Annotated in this window: 17 protein-coding genes and 2 tRNA genes; 3 read left to right on the top strand and 16 right to left on the bottom strand. The window is 60.5% G+C overall.

From position 1 onward, the window contains the following. Positions 1-76 precede the first annotated feature (76 nt). Both fdhF and DW211_RS02395 read right to left on the bottom strand, forming a co-directional pair. On the bottom strand, positions 77-2,299 hold the full coding sequence (gene fdhF / locus DW211_RS10365; protein ID WP_118258996.1) for a formate dehydrogenase subunit alpha: 2,223 nt from the start codon (positions 2,297-2,299) through the stop codon (positions 77-79). Between the two features lie 76 nt (positions 2,300-2,375). Next, the gene (locus tag DW211_RS02395; RefSeq protein ID WP_022095206.1) at positions 2,376-2,894 is read right to left on the bottom strand and encodes a 4Fe-4S dicluster domain-containing protein; all 519 of its coding nucleotides are present in this window, start codon (positions 2,892-2,894) and stop codon (positions 2,376-2,378) included. Positions 2,895-3,321: 427 nt separating this feature from the next. On the opposite strand from DW211_RS02395, the gene DW211_RS02390 reads away from it, so the two are divergent. The 3 genes from DW211_RS02390 to DW211_RS02380 all read left to right on the top strand — a co-directional run bounded on the left by DW211_RS02390 (position 3,322) and on the right by DW211_RS02380 (position 5,387). Further along, positions 3,322-3,645: a type II toxin-antitoxin system RelB/DinJ family antitoxin gene (locus DW211_RS02390; RefSeq protein WP_118258994.1), complete on the top strand. Its 324-nt coding sequence runs from the start codon at positions 3,322-3,324 to the stop codon at positions 3,643-3,645. Beyond that, positions 3,638-4,093, top strand: a complete 456-nt coding sequence (locus tag DW211_RS02385) for a PIN domain-containing protein (protein WP_199576648.1) — start codon at positions 3,638-3,640, stop codon at positions 4,091-4,093. Before DW211_RS02390 ends, DW211_RS02385 begins: the two co-directional genes overlap by 8 nt. Positions 4,094-4,391: 298 nt before the next feature. Then, a complete protein-coding gene (locus DW211_RS02380; protein WP_118258992.1) occupies positions 4,392-5,387 on the top strand; it encodes a hypothetical protein in 996 nt (331 codons plus the stop codon). A gap of 226 nt (positions 5,388-5,613) precedes the next feature. On the opposite strand, the gene DW211_RS02375 is transcribed toward DW211_RS02380, so the two are convergent. The 14 genes from DW211_RS02375 to DW211_RS02310 form a co-directional block, all read right to left on the bottom strand. Next, positions 5,614-5,687: transfer RNA gene (locus DW211_RS02375), tRNA-Gly, on the bottom strand. 6 nt (positions 5,688-5,693) lie between these two features. After that, positions 5,694-5,770 (bottom strand) — tRNA-Pro (locus tag DW211_RS02370). A 91-nt stretch (positions 5,771-5,861) separates the two neighbouring features. Beyond that, complete coding sequence (gene brnQ / locus DW211_RS02365; RefSeq protein WP_118258990.1) at positions 5,862-7,220, bottom strand: branched-chain amino acid transport system II carrier protein; 1,359 nt, start codon at positions 7,218-7,220, stop codon at positions 5,862-5,864. A 67-nt stretch (positions 7,221-7,287) separates the two neighbouring features. Continuing rightward, complete coding sequence (locus tag DW211_RS02360) at positions 7,288-8,427, bottom strand: aminotransferase class V-fold PLP-dependent enzyme (RefSeq protein ID WP_118258988.1); 1,140 nt, start codon at positions 8,425-8,427, stop codon at positions 7,288-7,290. Next, positions 8,424-8,675: a DUF3343 domain-containing protein gene (locus DW211_RS02355; protein ID WP_022095212.1), complete on the bottom strand. Its 252-nt coding sequence runs from the start codon at positions 8,673-8,675 to the stop codon at positions 8,424-8,426. Before DW211_RS02355 ends, DW211_RS02360 begins: the two co-directional genes overlap by 4 nt. A 19-nt stretch (positions 8,676-8,694) precedes the next feature. Next, positions 8,695-9,321 carry a sulfurtransferase-like selenium metabolism protein YedF gene (gene yedF / locus DW211_RS02350; protein ID WP_117635744.1) on the bottom strand — a complete coding sequence of 209 codons (627 nt, stop codon included), beginning with the start codon at positions 9,319-9,321 and terminating at the stop codon, positions 8,695-8,697. Between the two features lie 61 nt (positions 9,322-9,382). Beyond that, entirely contained in the window at positions 9,383-10,432 is a 1,050-nt protein-coding gene (selD, locus tag DW211_RS02345; RefSeq protein ID WP_117635743.1) for a selenide, water dikinase SelD, read from the bottom strand. Between the two features lie 70 nt (positions 10,433-10,502). Further along, entirely contained in the window at positions 10,503-11,267 is a 765-nt protein-coding gene (locus DW211_RS02340; RefSeq protein WP_118258986.1) for an acyl-CoA dehydratase activase, read from the bottom strand. 159 nt (positions 11,268-11,426) lie between these two features. Then, complete coding sequence (locus DW211_RS02335) at positions 11,427-12,590, bottom strand: double-cubane-cluster-containing anaerobic reductase (protein WP_118258984.1); 1,164 nt, start codon at positions 12,588-12,590, stop codon at positions 11,427-11,429. 150 nt (positions 12,591-12,740) lie between these two features. Further along, positions 12,741-14,024: a double-cubane-cluster-containing anaerobic reductase gene (locus DW211_RS02330; RefSeq protein WP_117798171.1), complete on the bottom strand. Its 1,284-nt coding sequence runs from the start codon at positions 14,022-14,024 to the stop codon at positions 12,741-12,743. A gap of 431 nt (positions 14,025-14,455) precedes the next feature. Further along, positions 14,456-15,526, bottom strand: a complete 1,071-nt coding sequence (locus DW211_RS02325; protein WP_118258982.1) for a sulfate/molybdate ABC transporter ATP-binding protein — start codon at positions 15,524-15,526, stop codon at positions 14,456-14,458. A 3-nt stretch (positions 15,527-15,529) separates the two neighbouring features. Beyond that, positions 15,530-16,972 carry a molybdate ABC transporter permease subunit gene (gene modB / locus DW211_RS02320; protein WP_233540922.1) on the bottom strand — a complete coding sequence of 481 codons (1,443 nt, stop codon included), beginning with the start codon at positions 16,970-16,972 and terminating at the stop codon, positions 15,530-15,532. 68 nt (positions 16,973-17,040) lie between these two features. After that, positions 17,041-17,913 carry a molybdate ABC transporter substrate-binding protein gene (gene modA / locus DW211_RS02315; RefSeq protein WP_118258979.1) on the bottom strand — a complete coding sequence of 291 codons (873 nt, stop codon included), beginning with the start codon at positions 17,911-17,913 and terminating at the stop codon, positions 17,041-17,043. Positions 17,914-18,117: 204 nt separating this feature from the next. Further along, complete coding sequence (locus DW211_RS02310) at positions 18,118-18,597, bottom strand: molybdenum cofactor biosynthesis protein B (protein ID WP_118258977.1); 480 nt, start codon at positions 18,595-18,597, stop codon at positions 18,118-18,120. Between the last annotated feature and the right edge of the window lie 2 nt (positions 18,598-18,599).

Genomic DNA, 18,599 nt, shown 5'->3' with positions numbered 1-18,599 from the left:
CCACTTCCTTTCAAAATAACGGGCCGGGCTCCCGAACGTACGGGACGCCCGGCCCAAAAAGCCAACGAGAACGGGACTACACGATTTGATTCACGTGCGTCTCGTCGTCGAACTTGGCGGCACCGGGCTCAACGTCCTGGGGAGCGGCGGCGTCGACCAGAGCCTGCTTGAGCTCGGTGTACTGACGCTCGACTTCGCCCTCGGCCCAGACCTGGTCGGCAATGGCGTCGACCTGGCAGGCGGAGAACTTGTCCTCGGGCGTATGCGAGACCGGGTCGACCTTGTGCATGGTCAGCTCGTTGCACTTGCCGATCCACCACTGGTAGGTCATATAGACCGTGCCCTTGTTGATACGGTCGCTCACGTCGGCGCGGCTGTATACCTGGCCGCGGCGGCTGTGAATCGAGACGATGTCGCCGTTCTTGATGCCGCGCGCCTGGGCGTCCGCGGGATTCATGCGGACAAAGCCGGGCTCGTCGGCAAGCAGCGCCAGCGTCTTGCAGTTGCCGGTCATCGAGCGGCAGCTGTAGTGGCCGACCTCGCGGACGGTGCACAGGATGAGTGGGTACTCATCGTCGGGAAGCTCGGAGGGCGCCTCCCAGTCGTGCGCCATCAGGTTGGCGCGGCCGTCCTTGGTGGTGAACTTGCCACCAGCGAACATGTCGGCCGTACCGTGGTCGTTCACATCGGTGCTCTTGACAGGCCACTGAGCGTAGCCGCCCTCGGGAGCCATCTTCTCGTAGGTCGCGCCCACAAAGTTGGGGCACAGGCTAATGCACTCGTTCCAGATCTGCTCGGTGTTGTCGTAGTGCATGGGGTAGCCCATGCGCGTGGACAGGTCCGCGAAGATCTCCCAGTCGTGACGGCACTCGCCCTTGGGCGGAACGGCCGCGTCAAAGTGCTGGAAGCTACGGTCGGATGCGGTAAAGACACCCTCGTGCTCGCCCCAAGAGGTGGCAGGCAGGATGACGTCGGCGAGCATAGTCGTCTGCGTCATAAAGATGTCTTGGCAAATGAACAGATCCAGCTCGGAGAGCGTCTTGCGCATACCGGCCGAATCGGGCTCGGTCTGGACCGGGTCCTCGCCGTAGTTGTAGAAACAGTGCACCTTGCCCTCGTCGACCAGGTGACCCAGGTCGGTGAGCTTGTAGCCCTCCTCCAAGGGAAGCTTTTCCTCGGGCACGCCCCAGGCCTTGGCAAACTTGGCGCGAGCGGCGGGGTCGGTGACTTTCTGGTAACCAGGGTACAGGTTGGGCAGCATGCCCATATCGCAGGAGCCCTGGACGTTATTCTGGCCACGCACGGGCGCGAGACCGGAGTTGGGTTTGCCGATCTGGCCGGCAACGCAGGCGATGGAGGCGATGGTGTGCACCGTCTTCAGGTTCTGCTTCTGCTGGCATACGCCCATGCCCCAGCCAATGATGGCAGAAGGCTTCGCCGTGGCGTACATCTCGGCAGCTTGGTGGATCAGCGCGGGCTCGACACCCGTGATGTCCTGTACGGATTCGGGAGTGTAGTTCTTGATGGTCTCCCACCACTCGTCAAAGCCGTTCGTATGCTCGGCGACGAATTCCTTGTCGTAGAGGCCATCGTTGACCAGACAGTTGGCAAAGGCGTTGAGGAACGCAACATTGCAACCGTTCTTGATCGGAAGGTAGATATCGGCGATGCGCGCAGTTTCGATATGGCGCGGGTCGGCGACGATGATCTTGCAACCCTTTTCTTTGGCTCGCACGATACGCCTTGCGACGATGGGGTGCGAATCGGCAGGGTTATAGCCGAAGAGGAAAATGCAGCCCGCATCCTCCATACCGGGGATGGAGCATGACATGCAACCTGAACCAACCGTGTCCATCAGACCGAGGACAGTAGGGCCGTGTCAAGTACGGGCGCAGTTGTCCACGCTGTGGGTGCCGATGCACGCACGCGTAAACTTCTGCATGACGTAGTTCGCCTCATTGCCGCCGCCTCGCGAAGAGCCGGTGGTCATGACAGCGTTAGGACCATATTCGTCAATTATGGCCTGCATCTTAGATGCGGTGAAATCCAGTGCCTCGTCCCAGCTTACGCGCTCAAGATCCGCGCCCTTGGTGCGGCGGATCATCGGGTGCAGTACGCGAGGAGTCAAGATCTTGGTGTCGTTGATGAAGTCGTAGCCGCTCATGCCCTTGAGGCACAGCTCGCCCTGATTGGTGATGCCGTTAAGCGGTTCGGTACCCACGACCTGGCCGTTTTGGACCAGGAGGTTAAACTGGCAACCGGCGCCGCAGTACGGGCAGATCACTTTATGCTTCTCCATGACACCCTCCTTCCTTTCTCTGCTACCGATTAATCGGTACGTATTTGACAATCGTTGGGCCTGTATGGCCGCCCGCCTACGCCTCGTTTTCGATGGTGGCGCGGGCACGCTCGGCGGTCAGCTCCGCCAGGCGCTCCTCGTCTACCAGGGTGAGGCCCTTGGTCGGGCACGCCTCGGCACACGCCGGACCGCCGGGACGGTCCACGCACAGGTCGCACTTGAGCACGAAGCTCTTGGTCTGCGAACCCACGCGCACGTCGCCCATCAAGACGGGGACCTGCGTGGTCGCCACGCTCACGGCGCCAAAGGGACAAGCCATGACGCAGCTCTTGCAGCCGATGCAGTTGTCCTCGTTAACGCCGATGCGATGGTTCTTTGGATCAAAGAACAAGGCACCCGTGGGGCAGGCCTTGGCGCACGGGGCGTCCTCGCAGTGATGGCAAGCCACCGGTGCGGAGATCTCGTACGTACGCGTCACGCGCAGGCGCGGCGCGGCGATGTTACCGGGGATGTCGTGCGCCTCGATGCACGCCGCCATGCAGGTTTGACACCCAATGCAGCGCGAGGAATCGGCTACGACTCGTTTATTGCCCATGTTGTTCACTCCCTCCTGAATCCCATGCCGGAGAGACCCTGTCGACGTTGTCCCAAGCCGCCCGTGGCCTGGCATCGGCGTATCGAATGCATGCGGCGAAACAGGCACTCGGTAGAATTTCTCCAACGGTATACAGGTTGAATATACGCAGTTGCAGGGGGTAAACTTGAGCGTAACCCCTGCAATACGTGTGTATTGCAGGGGTTTGGGCTGGTTAGGATTATTCTTGCTTAGATATAGAGATGAGTGTATTACACGCGTACGCCGCGAGAGATTTCGCGCTCTTCTTTTAAAGATGTACTACGCTTGTAGTAATGTTTACACTCATAAACTTGAGTGCAATAAAGTATTGGATATATGATTGCCAAGTATCGGCACGTGCCGTATTTGACCATCCATATTGCACGCTAATAAAGGGAGGCCAGCGATGTCATCGACTCAAAAAAGAGCCATCCTGCAGGTGCGCATCCGCGAAGATGACAAGCAGCATGCCGAGCGCCTCTACGACGCCATGGGCACCTCGCTCGCCGAGGCCGTCCGCCTATTTGTCGCGCAGAGCATTTTGATGCGCAAACTCCCCTTTCAGCCAGTCGCCGTGCGCTCAAAGGACGGCACCGCCGCCTATGGATCGCTCAAAGCATATGGGGACCCCAATCGCCGCTCTGAGGAACGCAATGCCTGGATTGAATACCTTGCTACGGAAAGCGACGATTCGATTTTGGGTCCCGAGGAAGTAGATATCCATGAGTAGCACCATCATCGACGAGACCGTCATCCTACGCTACCTGCTTGACGACGACGAAGTTCTGTCACCACGCGCCGCTAAGGTCATCGCCACGCGCACCGCTCGTGTCTACCCCGAAATCATCACGCGCGTCGTGGTCACGCTGCGCGACGTCTATAAGGTTCCCCGCGTTGAGATTGCTGCGGCTATGAAAAGGCTGCTCGATGACGTCATGGTCGACGAGCCCACCGTTGTCGCCCTTGCCGTCAAACTCTTTGGCAAGACCCATATGGACTTTACCGACTGCCTCCTCGCAGCCCGAACCGCCATCTACAACGATGATGTCGTGAGCTTTGGCAAGCCCATCATCCAAGGCATGATCGACTACCGCCGCAAGCGCCAAACCGCAGCCGAAGCCCGCAGCCGAAGCACCGACGCCACTATCGACAAGCTCCGCCACCAATCCCGCCACTAACCGACAGACAACGGCATCGCCCTCCCTTCAGCCCCATCCCCTCCTAAGTTGCGGTGAAATAGTTCCTGGATTTAGGCTTATTCGAGCTTTTCAGGAACTATTTCACCGCAACTTTCTGTAAGGGCAGGTTTTAATACCGCCGAAAGGCCATTATCGACCGTTTGCCGATGTACCCAGCTCCGTTATAAGCCCCTGACCTGCACCGTCAAGCTTTTGGTCAGTTCATGGCAAGCTCCGACAGAATGAATATGCGATAGCTTGATGTCATTCATTCCCTCTCAATGCCCTGGGGTCGCCAATGAGTAACGATGACCGCTGTACTAAACCACAGGTAAAGCTATTCTTCTCGATATTCGAGGCTCATCATGACGGGCGCCTGTTTGTAGCTACGGAAAAATGGGATGAACGATGCGCCTACGCACTCATGAAAAAACAAATGATCGTTCGACTCTATAACCACGTCTATGCCGACCCTGCATATTGGAATGGACTTGGTATAGAAGGTCGAATTTTTCAGCTGGCATCCGCCATTGCGATCGTTGAACCGGATGCCGTGTTTTGCGGAGCAACAGCGGCACTGCTCTATGGCATCGGTTCTGCACACACGCTTCTCGACAAGGTGCAAGTGCTGTTGCCGCGTTCTACCAGGCGTGATACGTATGAATTCGTTGAGTATCGTCGCTGGCGGGCGGGCGAAGTGTGGCAGCTCGGTCCGTTTACGCTGACGGATCCGTATCGAACGGTTGTCGATATCGCCCGAACGACCGCGTTTCGCTATGCGCTAGGTTATGTCGATGGCTTGGCCCGTGAGTACGATGTCGAGCGCGAAGAACTGCGGGCATACGCGCAGGCCAATTGCCGAGGGCTGCACGGCATCGCGCGTGCGTTTGATGTTTTTGAGTATATGGACGGTCAATCGGACAACGGTGGCGAATCGGAGGCAAGGGCGGCGATGATTCTTGCCGGCGTCACCACGCCCGAACTACAGGTTGAGATAACACGGCCGGGGAACGCCGGCTACTATCTGGCCGACTACGGATGGCAGATGCCGAACGGCTCTTGGATGCTTGCCGAACTTCATGGACTAGGCAAGTTTGAGGACGATGCTCAAAATGATCCGGAACATACTGCAGCAAAGACCTATCGAGCTGCCCTCATACGCGACGCAAACCTTCGCGCCATGGGTCATAACGTCATACATTTCAAGCTGTCAGACACCTACGATGTCGAAGCATTTGGCGCCATGATGCGCGGCTATGGTATTCCGACAACAAAACCTTACGCCGACTCCTGACCAACGGCACGCATCTTCTCGACAACAGAACCTAACATCGGCCCAACCAACTCGGCCTCAATAAGTTGCGGTGAAATAGTTCCCGAATAACCCTTAAAAGCCCAAAACCAGGAACTATTTCACCGCAACTTAGGTGGAGCGCGGGGCGGACTCGATTCCCGTCACCCCGTACACTTACGAAAATGGCTCTGGTCCCAGAAGGAACCAGAGCCATTCATCTATCTTATGGAGCGGGCGACGGGAATCGAACCCGCGTCATCAGCTTGGAAGGCTGGGGTTCTACCATTGAACTACGCCCGCAAGATATGGTCGGGACGACAGGATTTGAACCTGCGACATCCTGCTCCCAAAGCAGGCGCGCTACCAAACTGCGCCACGTCCCGAAGGTGTTGAGCAGCTAAGGTCTAAACCTTGCGTGTCCCAAAGCGAAGGAAATTATAGGGGAGACTCCCCGCCTGTGCAAGCATTGATGCCTTAGCTCCTCGAATGTGCAACAAAACGACTATGGAGCAGACCGATCACAAAGGCAACTACGGCGACCGGCGCCCACGCGGCACCGATGTCTGCCAGCGGCAGCACATCAAACGGTAGCCACGCTCCCGCAAAGAACGCATCGCGGACCGAGGTGATCACGCTCTGCACAGCGACTACGCCGCCGACCCAGACCCACACCTGCGGATGAGCGTCGCAAAAGCCGTGCACCAGGCCCATAAGCACCAGCACGATGGCAACGGGGTACAAAGCGTTGAGCATGGGCACCGAGAACATAAGGATCACGTCGAGGCCCACGTTGGAGAGCACGCACGAAAACGCTGCGAACACAAAGGCGAGCACAGCAAAGGGACGGCGCATGGCCTCCTCAGAGGCCTCCGCTCCCCCTTCGACCACATACGTCTCGCAGAAGTAACGCGAGCAGCAGCTGATGAGGCCGATGCACACGTTCATGCAGGCGAGGAAGAAGATGGCGAAGACCACGACCGTGCCAGCAAGCCCAAAATGCATGGAGGCCGAACGGGCGAGGATGGCGGCGCCGTTGGTAGCGTCGGGCATCACGGTGCCGAGCTGCATACCGGCAAGGCCCAAGCCGCAGTAGATGATGGCCATGAGCACGCCGGCGATCACACCGGAGCGCGAAATTTCAAAAGCGACGCGCTTGTCATCGGTGACACCCAACTCGTGGATGGTCTCGGCGATGATGATGCCGAAGGCGAGCGACGCGAGCAGGTCCATGGTCTGATAGCCAGTCAGAAAGCCCTGCACGGCGGCGCCCGCATCGTAAGGAGCCTGAGGCGCGGCAGCCGGTCCCAGCGGCGAGATCACGGCAGCACCCACGACCAGCACAATGAGCGCAATGAGTGCGGGGCCCGTAATGCGGCCGAGCACGCGTGTGATGACACCCGGGCGCAGCGTGAGCGCAAACGCGACGACAAAGAAGCCAACGGCAAACACCAGGCGAGCCGTACCGAGCGAGACGCCCCCGGGTAGCAGCGGCACCAGCATCTCGAAGGCCGTGGAACTCGTACGCGGAATGGCCAGGCACGGGCCAATGGCCAGATACACCGCCGCGACAAAGAACTCGCCAAACTTGGGGTGCACGCGGCCGGCAAGCTCGCGTGCCGTTCCGGCAAGCGCCACGGCGATAAAGCCCATGACGGGCAGGCCGATGGCGACAATCAGAAAGCCGAGCATGGCGACCGGCGTGGCAGAACCTGCCTGCAGCGCCAGCAGTGGCGGAATAATGAGGTTGCCGGCACCAAAGAGCATCGAGAACAGGGCGATGCCGACGGTGACGACATGGTCGGAGCGCAGACCGCGCGAGGCGGATGAAGCCATGGGACCACCTTTCGGGTCGAAACTAAAACGGAACGGGCAAAAGACCCGTCCCGCAAGTATATACGCTTTAGCAGGCTAAATCGCGCAAAGCGTCAATCGCGGTATCGACTTCCTCGTTCGTGTTGAAATACCCAAACGAGAAGCGGACGACGCCCTGGCGCTCGGTCCCCAATGCACGGTGCATGAGCGGAGCGCAATGGGCGCCGGGGCGCGTCGCAATCCCCCACCCTTGCATGAGTGCATCCGAGATCTCGGCCGAATCGATATCGCCCACGTTGAGCGACACGATCGCAGAGCGCACGGGCTGGTCAAACGCACCGTAGAGCGCAATGCCGGATATTTCGCGAACGCCGGCGAGGAAGCGCTCGGCAAGCGCGCGCTCACGCGCCGCAATCGCCTCGACCCCACCCTGGGTCTCGATAAAGTCGAGACCAGCGGAAAGGCCGGCGATGCCGTGACCGTTGAGCGTGCCCGCCTCAAGGCGCGTGGGCCACCCAAGCGGCTGCAGCGTATCGAAGCTGTGCACACCCGTGCCGCCCATGGCCCACGGAGCCACGTCAATGCCCTCCGCCACGACCAGGCCGCCGGTGCCTTGGGGTCCCATGAGCCCCTTGTGGCCGGTAAAGCATACGACGTCGAGCCCCATGGCCTGCATATCGATATGCGCCGTGCCGGCAGACTGCGAGGCATCGACGATCACAAGCGCACCCGCGGCATGTGACAAGGCCGCCACGCGCGCAATGTCGACCGCGTTGCCGGTCACATTGGAAGCGTGCGTCACCACCACGGCACGCGTACCGGGCGTGACCAACCGCTCGAGCTCGTCGTAGTCGAGCGCGCCGTTCGCGTCGCAGCCCGCATGCTCAACCGTCACACCCTGCTCCGTCGCCAAGCGATTGAGCGGACGCAGCACCGAGTTGTGCTCAAGCACCGTCGTGACCACGCGGTCACCGGGACGCACCACGCCATTGATGGCGGTGTTGAGCGCAGCCGTGGAGTTGGGCGTAAAGCACACATGGTCCGCCCTCGGGCAGCCCAAAAGGCGCGCGAGCTTGGTACGGCAAGCGTGAATCGTACGAGCGGCATCGAGGGCACCCGACGTGGCACCGCGCCCGGCATTGCCGAGCGAGCACATCGCCTGCGTCACGGCATCGATGACCGTCTGAGGCTTGTGCATGGTCGTCGCCGCGTTATCCAGGTAGATCATCGCACGACCTCCCACATATCAATCACGGTATAGCCCTCGGTAGGAACGCCCGCCGCGGCGAGTTCGCCGCGCAGCAGCTCCTCATCGGCAGGCAACGCCTTCCACGCCAGACCACAGCCGGCAGCGACCTCCCCGGGCACGGGAATCGTTCGCCCGGGAAGGCCGCGCTCGATGCACAGGGACTCGCAGCCCATGGCGGCCGCCGTGGTGGGAAACGTGATGACAAGCGCCGGGCGCTTCTCCCTCATGGCAACTCCAACCAATACGCTACGGGCGCACGACGCGCACGGCCTGCTCCATCTTCTCCACGATCACGTACATGTTGGTGACCTCGCCCACCGCAAGCTGGTCTTTAATGCCATAGTGGTCGAGGCAGGTACCACAGGTGAGAATCTCGACACCCTGCTCGGCCAGGCCCTTCAGGTCGTCGAGCACCGGCGAGCCCTCAACGGTGAGCTTGGCGCCGCCGTTGTAGAACAGCATGGTCGCGGGCAGCTCCTCCTGCTGCGTCACGGCAAAGATAAACGCTTTCATGAGCTTGTGGCCCAGCTCGTCGTCGCCACGGCCCATGCAGTCGGTGTAGACGGAAATGACGAGCCTGCCCTTGCCGGCGCTGGCATCACAGAAGGCAGCGCCATCCTGCTCGGGATCGGCCATGGCAATGGCGCCAGAGGTCGCCACGGTCACGTGCCACTCGGCGTCAGAAACCTTCTCGACCGAGGCCGTGCAGCCCTTCTCCTGCGCCATCTTGGAGATGTTCTTGACGGCGGTCTCGTTGTCGACCGAGGTCACGACGGCGCCCTCGCCATCGAGCTGCTTCAGAGCTTTGAGCGTCTTGACGACGGGCAGCGGGCAGGCATCGCCCATGGCATTGACTTCAATCTTGGTAGACATAGCAAATTCCTTTCGAAAGAGCCGTTCTAGAGAACGGCAAACAGTTACATAAACGTGCGGGCTAGCGAACAACGCGGACGGCAGGACCGCCCGGCTCCGCCTCGCACACGCGCCCGACAACGGCCGCGATGCGCCCCTCGGCATGCAGGCGACGCGCAAGCTCATCCACATCGGCAGCAGGCGCTGCGATGAGCAGGCCGCCCGAGGTCTGCGGATCGTACAGCGCATCCAGCATGCCCGGCTCCAGGTCATCGTCGGCCGCCACGCGCGGGCCAAAGAAGTCCTGGTTGCGGTAGGAGCCAGCGGGGATAATGCCCAGACGCGCCATGTCGAGCACCTGGTCAAAGAGAGGCACCGCCCCCGACGCAAGCTCAATCTGCACGCCCGAGCCCTCGGCCATCTCGCACGCATGCCCAATCAGGCCAAAGCCCGTAATGTCGGTGCAGCCGTGAAGTTCGAGCCCCTCGGCCAAACGGATCGGGGCCTCGTTGAGGGTGCGCATAGAATCAAACATCCGGCTGGCCTCGTCCTGCTCGATGAGCTCGCCCTTAATGGCCGTGGTGATAATGCCCGAGCCGATCGCCTTGGTCAGCAGTAGGACATCGCCCACGCGCGCGCCGCTGTTGGCGAGCATGCGGTCGAGCGAGACAAAGCCGCTCACGGACAGGCCGTACTTGGGCTCGTCGTCGTTGATGGTGTGGCCGCCCGCGATGGTGCAGCCAGCCTCGACGCACTTGTCGGCGCCACCCGCCAAAATCTGCCCGGCAACCTCAACACCCAGGCAATTGGGAATGCACAGCAGGTTCATAGCATGGCTCGGTCGTCCGCCCATGGCGTATATGTCCGACAGCGAGTTTGCCGCGGCGATCTGGCCAAACAGGAACGGGTCGTCGACCATCGGCGGGAAGAAGTCGATGGACTGCACGAGGCCCAAATTATCGCCAACACGGAAGACACTCGCATCGTCGGAGGTATCGAACCCCACGAGCAGGTTGTCGTTATGCACATTGGGTAAGTCGCCCAGGACCTGGGCGAGGGCTCCAGGAGCCAACTTAGCGGCTCAACCGCTCGCGGCAGTCATAGACGTGAGCTTCATCTGATCGTCAGGCATCGATACCCCCTCTCATCGGTCAATCATTTCCTCCCAGTATACGCATGAATGCAGGCCCACGGCCGATGCATTAATCGAGCGCCTGTGCGCGAATCGCCGCGCCGATGGCACCGGCAAAGCGGGCCTGGGGCGAGGTGGTCACCGGCGACCCCAGTAGCTCGCCCAACCGCTCCACCACGAAGGCGTTCTCGCACAGGCCACCGGTCAGGTAGTACGGGGCGCCCGCGGCCTGCCCGGCCATGGTCGCCACGCGCGAGACCACGCTGTCGATCACGCCACGCGCAATGTTCTCGCGCGGCTCACCGCGACCGATCAGGCTGATGACCTCGCTTTCGGCAAACACCGTGCACATGCTGCTGATCTTGGTGGGCTCGCCGGAACGCGCCAGGTCGGCCATCTGCTGCTGGGAAATGCCTAGGCGGTCGGCCATGATCTCCAGAAAGCGCCCCGTGCCGGCGGCACACTTGTCGTTCATGGCGAACTTGGCCACGCGGCCACTTTTAAGCTGAATGACCTTGGTGTCCTGGCCGCCCACGTCGATCACCGTGCCCCGCTCGCCAAACAGGCGCACGGCACCGACGCCGTGGCAGGTGATCTCGGTCACGACCCTGTGAGCATAGGGCACCGCGATGCGGCCGTAGCCAGTCGCGACCACGCGAACATCGTCGCCCGTCACGTCATAGCCGGCTGCGGCGAGTTCACCGCGTAGGCGCTCGGCCGCATCGACCGACGAGAACCCGGTGGGCTGCACGCACGCCCACGCCACCGAACCCTCCCCATCGACCACGGCAGCCTTAGCCGCCGTAGACCCGATATCGATCCCGATCCCTATCATGGCTCTCTCCTAATCAGCAAGAAAATCAAACGATCAGACACTGCTGCAACAACGGCCCTCTGGCGTCTGAGGTGCCCGAGATTCCGAGCGACAAGCCCGACGAAGCGTACTCAAGGTACGCGAGGAGGGTTGGAGCCGGAAGGTCGGGCGCCTCAGACGTCAGAGGGTTTCGATGAAGGCGGCGATGCGGGTCTCGATCTGGCCCATATCACCGTTGCTGTAGTCGGTCTCAATCTTCATGTACGGAATGCCCGCACCCTCGACAGCTTCCTGCATGCGTGCGCTCTCCACGTTAAAGGTATGGCACGCCTGGAGCACGCTCTCCACTACGCCATCGACGTGATACTTCTCGCACATGGCCAGCGTGTTTTCCATACGACCATCGTTGGGCGTCATGACCGAGCAGTTGATGTCCAGGTAGCGGTCGGCGATGGCACGCAGGATGTCGGGAGCCTCCGGATCGATCATCATGGCCGCCGTGCGCTCGCCCGAGCAATCGTCCATGCACACGACCACGCCGCCGTTGGACTCGATGGTGCGACCGATCTTGTTAATCACGCCGCCCACAGGGCAGCCGGTGATCAGGATGCGCTTGGCATCCGCCGCAACCGGGCGCTCGCCCGCGTCGTAGGCCTCGCGCAGCTTGGCGACCTTTTGCTCCAGCTGCTCCGTATAGGCCTCAATATCAAAGCTGAACGTACCGGCAAACATCGTGCTCATCAGGTCGACGCCGCTCATGGCCGCCGGCTGGTTAGCCTGCAACGCAAACATCTCGAGCTGGGCCGCACGCAAGCGGTTGCGACGACGGACGGCGGCGCGCAGGTCGTCGTCGGTAATCGTGATGCCGTAGAAGTTCTCGAGCTCCTCCTTGAGCAGGCGGCACTCCTCGTACCAGCCCTCACGCTCATAAGCGCGATCGCGGCCCTGCGGAAGATGCAGAATGTGCGTGCGCTTGAGCTCGTTGAGCAGCTCGTACATCTTCTTCTTGCCGTCGCAGGTGGTCTCGCCGATGATCATGTCGCTAAAGTACGTAAACGGGCACTTTTGCGAGTAGGCAAAGCCGTACGTCGATTTGATGAGCGGACACAGATTTGCCGGCAGCACCTTCTCGGCCTCGGGAATCACCTCATCGGACGTACCGCACAAGGCCACACTTGCAGCGCCCGCGGCATCGATAATCTCGAGCGGCGTGTAGCTGCACAGAAAACCGATCAGGCGATTACCGGCCTGCTTGTAATCCTTGACGCGAATAAACGCCGCCTTGCGCTGCTCGTTGAACTCCTCAAACGTGCTGGGCAACGGCTGCTCAATATTTTCCGACATATAACTCTTAAACCTTTTAACCAACCAAGGAAGCGGCTTTCCCAGGTGCCCGAGGTTGCCGTGAAAGAGGCCCGCCGCGTACTTTCGCACGCAAGCGACGGTTTGAACGGCAAGATCGGGTGCCTGGAAAAGCCGCCGGGACGGATAGCCCTAAATGGTTTCCAAGAAGGCCTCGATCCTGGTTTGCAGTTGGCCTGCATCCTCACCGGCGTAGTCGGTCGTGATGTGCATAAACGGAATGCCTGCCTCCTCGGCAGCCTTCTCCACGGCAAACGACTCCATCTCGTAGAGCGTGCAGAACTGCAGAGCCACGTCGACAATGCCGTCGGCATGCAGGTCCTTGGCCATCTGGACAATGTCCTTCATACGCTGGTCGTTGGGCGTAAAGACGGCGCAGTTGATCTTAAAGTAGCGCTCGGCGATAGCATCGAGCATCTCGTCAACCGTCTCACCGGACTCATCGACCAGGTCCTTGTAATAGCGCGAACCCGTGCAGGACTCCTCGCCCACCACAACGCCGCCGGCCTTCTCGATGAGGTTGAACAGCTTCCAGTTGGGCACAGCCATGGGCGTACCGGTGTACAGGATGCGCTTGGTCCCCTTGGGCGCCACGCCCTCGCCGGCCTCGACACGTTGCTCGCACTCAGCCGCCATATCGTTGATGGCTCCGGTCAGACGCGGCGTGTCGTCCATAAAGGCGGCCTGAACGGTCAGCAGGCTGTCGAGACCGCTGATGGGCGCTGGGTCGGCAGCGCGCGTGGCAGCGAGGCGCTGCAGGGCGCGGCGCTTCTCATTGACGGCGTGGATGGCGGCCTTCAGACGCTCGGGCGTAATCTTGACGCCACACTCTTCCTCGATCTTGGCGGCGAGCTTCTTGACCTCGGCCTTCCAGGTCACGAGCGTCGACTCGTCGTGCACGTTGGGAATATCCATGACGTACATGTTCTTTTGCGTGGCAAAGAACTCGTAGGCTTTCTTCTTGCCATCGCAGGTGTTCTCGCCCACCACCAGGTCACTCGACTCGATGTAGGGGCAGACCTCGCCCAGCTTAAAGCCGGCAAAGCTCTTGATAAGCGGACAGGTGTTGCGCGGCAGGTGCTCCTCGACCTTGTCCGTTGCCCAATCGGCGCCCGAGCACAGGCCAACGGGAATGCCGTCACAGGCAAGCACGATCTCCTCGGGCACGTACACGCAGAACGAACCGACGATCTTGGTGGCCTCGCCGGCCTCCTTCTTGTCGAGCATCTCCTTAATACGGCCGCTGTGGATGTTGCTGGCCACAAAGTCCAGGTAGGACGTGGACTTGGGGCGATTGTTCTGCGTCAAGAACATATCGCCGTACATCTGGCCCACGGCGCCCAGCAGCATGTCGTGGTCGGCAAGATTCATGCCGAGGCTCTCCCACATCGGATGGAAATCAAATTCTTCAGCCATGACGGTTCCCCTCTCGAACCAAATATGAATAGCTACGGTATTGCTGCACGGTGGGTGGCGAAAACCCAGCCGCGCCTAAACCCGGAATTTTGGGGAACCTGCCTTGCGTTCGGTTATTTAGCTGCGTGTCGTCTCTCCCGGAGCCGTGAACATACCTGCTCATATGCGACTCCGAGCCATATACAGGGCGCGCGCGGCAACGCGGCGAATGTATGTCGTCTGCGGCATGTGCGCACCCTCCTTTACAAGTTGAGGTCAACTATATCAACGGTCATCGACCATGCGAACACCGTTGACATTCGTACGACAGCGTCGTGTTCCGTCATTCAATAAATTATTATCTTGATTGATAAGAGTTTGTCATCCCTCATTCGGTGAACGGCAAAAACAAAGCCGCCGAGGCTTATATCCCCCGACGGCATTACCCGGCGCTATCGACAAACCAAATGAATCCTGCTCGCATCAAAATGCATGCGCAAGGTCTCCCCCGCCTGTGGCAACTCCTCTACAGGTACGCCCACCTTGTTGACCTTCCACTGCAGGCGAGTCGGCGCATCGGTACGTGGCACATCCAACAGCACCAAGCGCTCAAAACGCGAATCGCTCACACGGGCCACGTGCAAATCGTAGCTGTTGCGGCCCCGTTCGGCACGGTTGTCAACATGGAAGTAACTTGCACGAATCCCCAGGTACGCCACATCATCGGGGACCTCGCGGCCCACGTTAAAGGTCATGCCCCAATCGAGGGCCTCAACTTCTTCGTAGCCGATCTTGCGCGCACGGCTCGTGTTCTTGCAGCCCGTCAGGCGCAGCGCCGCCAGTGTCTGCGGGCGGCGAACTACGTCCTCGACAGAACCAATCTCCTCAATGTGCCCGCTATGCATCACGCAGATGCGTTGGCACAGGCGGCACGCTTCGTCGATGTCGTGGCTCACGTAGAGCACGGTGCGGTTGCACACGTCGAACAGGTCGAGCATGTTCTGCTCGAGCGCGCTCTTAAGGTAAGCATCGAGCGCGCTCATGGGCTCGTCGAACATAAAGATGCCCGGGTGCGCCGCCACCATGCGCGCGAGCGCCACGCGCTGCTGCTGGCCGCCCGAGAGGCGCGCGGGATAGCGATCGGCAAAATTGGCCAGACCGAAAATGCTCAGATAGCGCTCGGCGAGCGTTTTGCGCGCGGCGGCGTCACCCGCGTCCTTTACACCGGCGCATACGTTATCGGCCACCGTCATGTTGGGAAACAGCTGATAGTTTTGGAACAGCAGGGCACACTTGCGCTCCTGGGGCGACAGGTTGATACCCGCCGCCGAGTCAAAGAAGGTCACGCCGTTGACGACGATCTCGCCCTCGTCGGGCGTCTCCACGCCGGCAATGCAACGCAAGGTGCAGCTCTTGCCACAACCCGAGGCGCCCAGCAGCGCCACGCGCTCTTCGCCGGCCTCAAGCTGCATGTCGAGAGTGTACCCCGGATAGCGCTTTTTGATAGCCAGAACAAGCGACATGGCTTATCGACCTCCCTTTGCGACCGTGTCATCGCGCATAAGCTCGGCCAGCGCCTCGCGATCGATACGCAGTGCATCGCCGCCGACTGGGTCGAGCGAATCGGTCTGGCCGCCCAGCTGCTTGGCCTGCTTGCGCTCTGCGCGGGACAGGCCGCGCTCACGGTACTTTTGCGAATGCGCCGTGTACATATTGATGAACAGAATGACCAGGAAGCTGAACACGATTACGACGATGACCCAAAAGAGCGCCACCGACGTGTTGCCGCCCATCCACTCAAAGTAGATGGCGATGGGGATGGTCTGGGTAATGCCAGCGTAGTTGCCCGCAAAGAACAGGGTGCAACCGAACTCGCCCATCGCGCGGGCAAAGGCGAGCACCGTGCCGGCGGCAATCGAGGGCCAGCCAAGCGGCATCATAAGCTTGGTAAAAATGCGACGCTCGGACCATCCCAGGGTTCGCGCGGCGTCGAGCATCTGCGTGTCGAGGCTCTCGAAGGCTCCGAGCGTCGTGCGGTAGACCAGCGGAAACGACACTACCACGGCAGATATCACCGCCGCGGGCCAGGTAAAGACGATCGAGATGCCGTGCGCGATGAGCCACTGGCCCACCCCGGTCGAGCGGCCAAACAGCATGAGAAGCAGAAAGCCGCAGACCGTGGGCGGCAGCACCATAGGAATCGTAAAGACCGAATCGAGCAGGCCCTTGATGCGGCTCGAGGTACCCATAGTCTTCCACGCGGCGAACAGGCCCAGCGCAAAGGAGATCAGCAGGGCAAGGCCGCTCGTTTTAATGGACACCCAAAACGGGCGATAGTCGATGTCGCCCAAAAAGGAGGCCAGAGAGGTCAAGGGCCCCCGCTCATCCCGCAACACGGCAGACGATGCCTCTACCATTTGAGCGCTATCAAGCCAACGCGCGCCGCCCTTGGCATCACCCGAGGCTGATGCAATCACCACATAGCGGTCCCCATCCGTACCACGCTCGTCAAAGCCATAGGTATACCCGCCGGTATCAAACGTTGTTTCCGCCGTGACATACCAAGGAAGATCCACGTCCCCTAGCTGCGCACCTCCCATGCAGTTTGAGCTGTCGAGCTCACAGACGAGGGCTTTGAGACCCGATACGCACTCGTTGTCCTGCGGATCCAATCCAAACTTCTCGACCGCCTTGGGCGATATCCACACCACAACGCGATCGGCAGCAGGCGCCGCTACAAGGTCCACGTCCTCGTCAACGGGAAACCGGTAGCCCTCAGGCTGGCCCTCCATGGCACGAGCGGTCCCCTTGGCCAACCGCTCAAAACCCTCGATCCCATAGGAAAGCCCATGAGCGGTCGCAGCAACCTGGGCCCCGTCCTCAGCGTCCCCAGCAAACGCAAATCCCGGCATCCAGCAAAGCGCGAAGGTCAAAGCACAGGCGACAAGCATGCGGAATCTATTAAGCACGAAAAGCTCCAAGCGAATACAAGGACGGAGTGAAACACAAAACGATGGAATTATCGCGCCAAGCCGCACTACGCGGAAAGCTCAAAGCCGTACTTAGCCCAAATCTTCTGAGCCTTCTTGTTGGACAGGCAAAAGTCGATGAACGCCTTAGCCTCGTCGGCATGTTCGGAGCTCTCGGCAACGGCGCCCGGATACACGATGGGCTTGTGCGAGTCCTCGGGACACACGAACGCCTCCTCGATGCCGTCGTAGCGGAAGATATCGGAGCTGTAGACAAAACCGGCCACGCAGTCGCCTGTGGACACATAGGCGGCAGCGGTACCAACTTTGTCGGCCAGTGCGACCTTGTCGGCGATCTCGGGAGCATACTCGCCGTCGTCGCCTTCGGTGCCGGTGTAGAGGCCCACGGAAGCCAACGCCTGGTTGGCGTACTTGCCGGCGGGGACGGTCTTGGCGTCGCCGATGGCGATCTTGCCGTCCAGGTTCGCGACGCCGGCGATGGCCTCGATCTTGGTGTCGGAGCCCTCAGCGCGAATGATCACAAGATCGTTGACGAACATATCCTCACGCGTGTCGGCATCGACGAGCTCGACGGCCTCGGCGTCGTCCATGGTGCCCTTGGAAGCGGTGATGAGCACGTCGACCGTGGCACCGGCGCGCATCTGCTCAACGAGGTCGCCAGACGCCTTAAACTGCGTGTCGGCAAACGTGGTACCGGTCTGCTCGGTGTAAAGCTCCTGAACCTCGGGCAGAGCCTTCTCGAGCGAGTTGGCGGCAAAGACCTGCAGCTCGACAGCTTTCTTGGAAGATGCCTTAGCAGAACCGGCATCGGAGCCAGTCGGCTCAGACGTCTTGTTGCCAGAGCAGCCGGCAAGGCCAAGGCCGGCAGCGGCGACAGCAGAGAGCGAGACGAATCCGCGGCGAGAAACCATATCGAACATGTTCAACCCTTTCGGACCTTATGCCCGGGTACCCCACCGCGGGCTTTATTCTGTAATTAGATTATACTTCGGTGCGAATAATGATTATGAGAAATTATTCTCGTCTGAGAATATAGTTTCAAGCATGCCTACAGAATGCCGTCCCCTTGGGCGCAAATAAAAGGCGGAGCAGCCGTTCAGGTCGCTCCGCCGCAGGTAAACCGCTTAGTTGGTATGTCCGCCGCCCGCTGTCATCTGAGCCGCATGCTCCAGCTGGTCCGCTATGGCCTCCCAGCTTTCGCGAGCGGCCTTCGTAGAACCGGGAAAGTTTACGACAAGTGTATGACCTCGTTGCATGCAAATAGCGCGCGAGAGCATGGCGCGGCGCGTCTTGGTCATCGAGTACGCACGGATCGCCTCGGCAATACCCGGCACCTCGCGATCGCAGACGGCACGCGTCGCCTCGGGCGTCACATCGCGCATCGAAAGCCCCGTGCCGCCGCAGGTGAGCACGACATTGGCGTGGCACTCATCGGCGGCTTCCACAATGGCATCACCGATCTCGCTGACGTCGTCGCGCACGACCAGATGTGAGACGACCGTCCAGCCCTGCGCCTCGATAAGTTCCTCGAGTGCGGCTCCAGCCTCGTCCTGGGCAAGGTCCCGCGTATCCGAACACGTCACGATCGATATCTTCAGCTCCATAG

It is taken from the genome of Collinsella sp. AM18-10, assembly GCF_003471585.1.
Lineage (GTDB): Bacteria > Actinomycetota > Coriobacteriia > Coriobacteriales > Coriobacteriaceae > Collinsella.
Note: the sequence above shows the minus strand (reverse complement) of the source record. Positions and strands in the feature narration are given on the sequence as shown.

What these genes read in the sequence shown, in the direction of transcription:
- DW211_RS02395 (WP_022095206.1), bottom strand. Translation starts at nt 2,894, where the DNA reads ATGGGCAATAAACGAGTCGTAGCCGATTCCTCGCGCTGCATTGGGTGT.
- DW211_RS02390 (WP_118258994.1), top strand. Translation starts at nt 3,322, where the DNA reads ATGTCATCGACTCAAAAAAGAGCCATCCTGCAGGTGCGCATCCGCGAA.
- DW211_RS02385 (WP_199576648.1), top strand. Translation starts at nt 3,638, where the DNA reads ATGAGTAGCACCATCATCGACGAGACCGTCATCCTACGCTACCTGCTT.
- DW211_RS02380 (WP_118258992.1), top strand. Translation starts at nt 4,392, where the DNA reads ATGAGTAACGATGACCGCTGTACTAAACCACAGGTAAAGCTATTCTTC.
- brnQ (WP_118258990.1), bottom strand. Translation starts at nt 7,220, where the DNA reads ATGGCTTCATCCGCCTCGCGCGGTCTGCGCTCCGACCATGTCGTCACC.
- DW211_RS02360 (WP_118258988.1), bottom strand. Translation starts at nt 8,427, where the DNA reads ATGATCTACCTGGATAACGCGGCGACGACCATGCACAAGCCTCAGACG.
- DW211_RS02355 (WP_022095212.1), bottom strand. Translation starts at nt 8,675, where the DNA reads ATGAGGGAGAAGCGCCCGGCGCTTGTCATCACGTTTCCCACCACGGCG.
- yedF (WP_117635744.1), bottom strand. Translation starts at nt 9,321, where the DNA reads ATGTCTACCAAGATTGAAGTCAATGCCATGGGCGATGCCTGCCCGCTG.
- DW211_RS02340 (WP_118258986.1), bottom strand. Translation starts at nt 11,267, where the DNA reads ATGATAGGGATCGGGATCGATATCGGGTCTACGGCGGCTAAGGCTGCC.
- DW211_RS02335 (WP_118258984.1), bottom strand. Translation starts at nt 12,590, where the DNA reads ATGTCGGAAAATATTGAGCAGCCGTTGCCCAGCACGTTTGAGGAGTTC.
- DW211_RS02330 (WP_117798171.1), bottom strand. Translation starts at nt 14,024, where the DNA reads ATGGCTGAAGAATTTGATTTCCATCCGATGTGGGAGAGCCTCGGCATG.
- DW211_RS02325 (WP_118258982.1), bottom strand. Translation starts at nt 15,526, where the DNA reads ATGTCGCTTGTTCTGGCTATCAAAAAGCGCTATCCGGGGTACACTCTC.
- modA (WP_118258979.1), bottom strand. Translation starts at nt 17,913, where the DNA reads ATGTTCGATATGGTTTCTCGCCGCGGATTCGTCTCGCTCTCTGCTGTC.
- DW211_RS02310 (WP_118258977.1), bottom strand. Translation starts at nt 18,597, where the DNA reads ATGGAGCTGAAGATATCGATCGTGACGTGTTCGGATACGCGGGACCTT.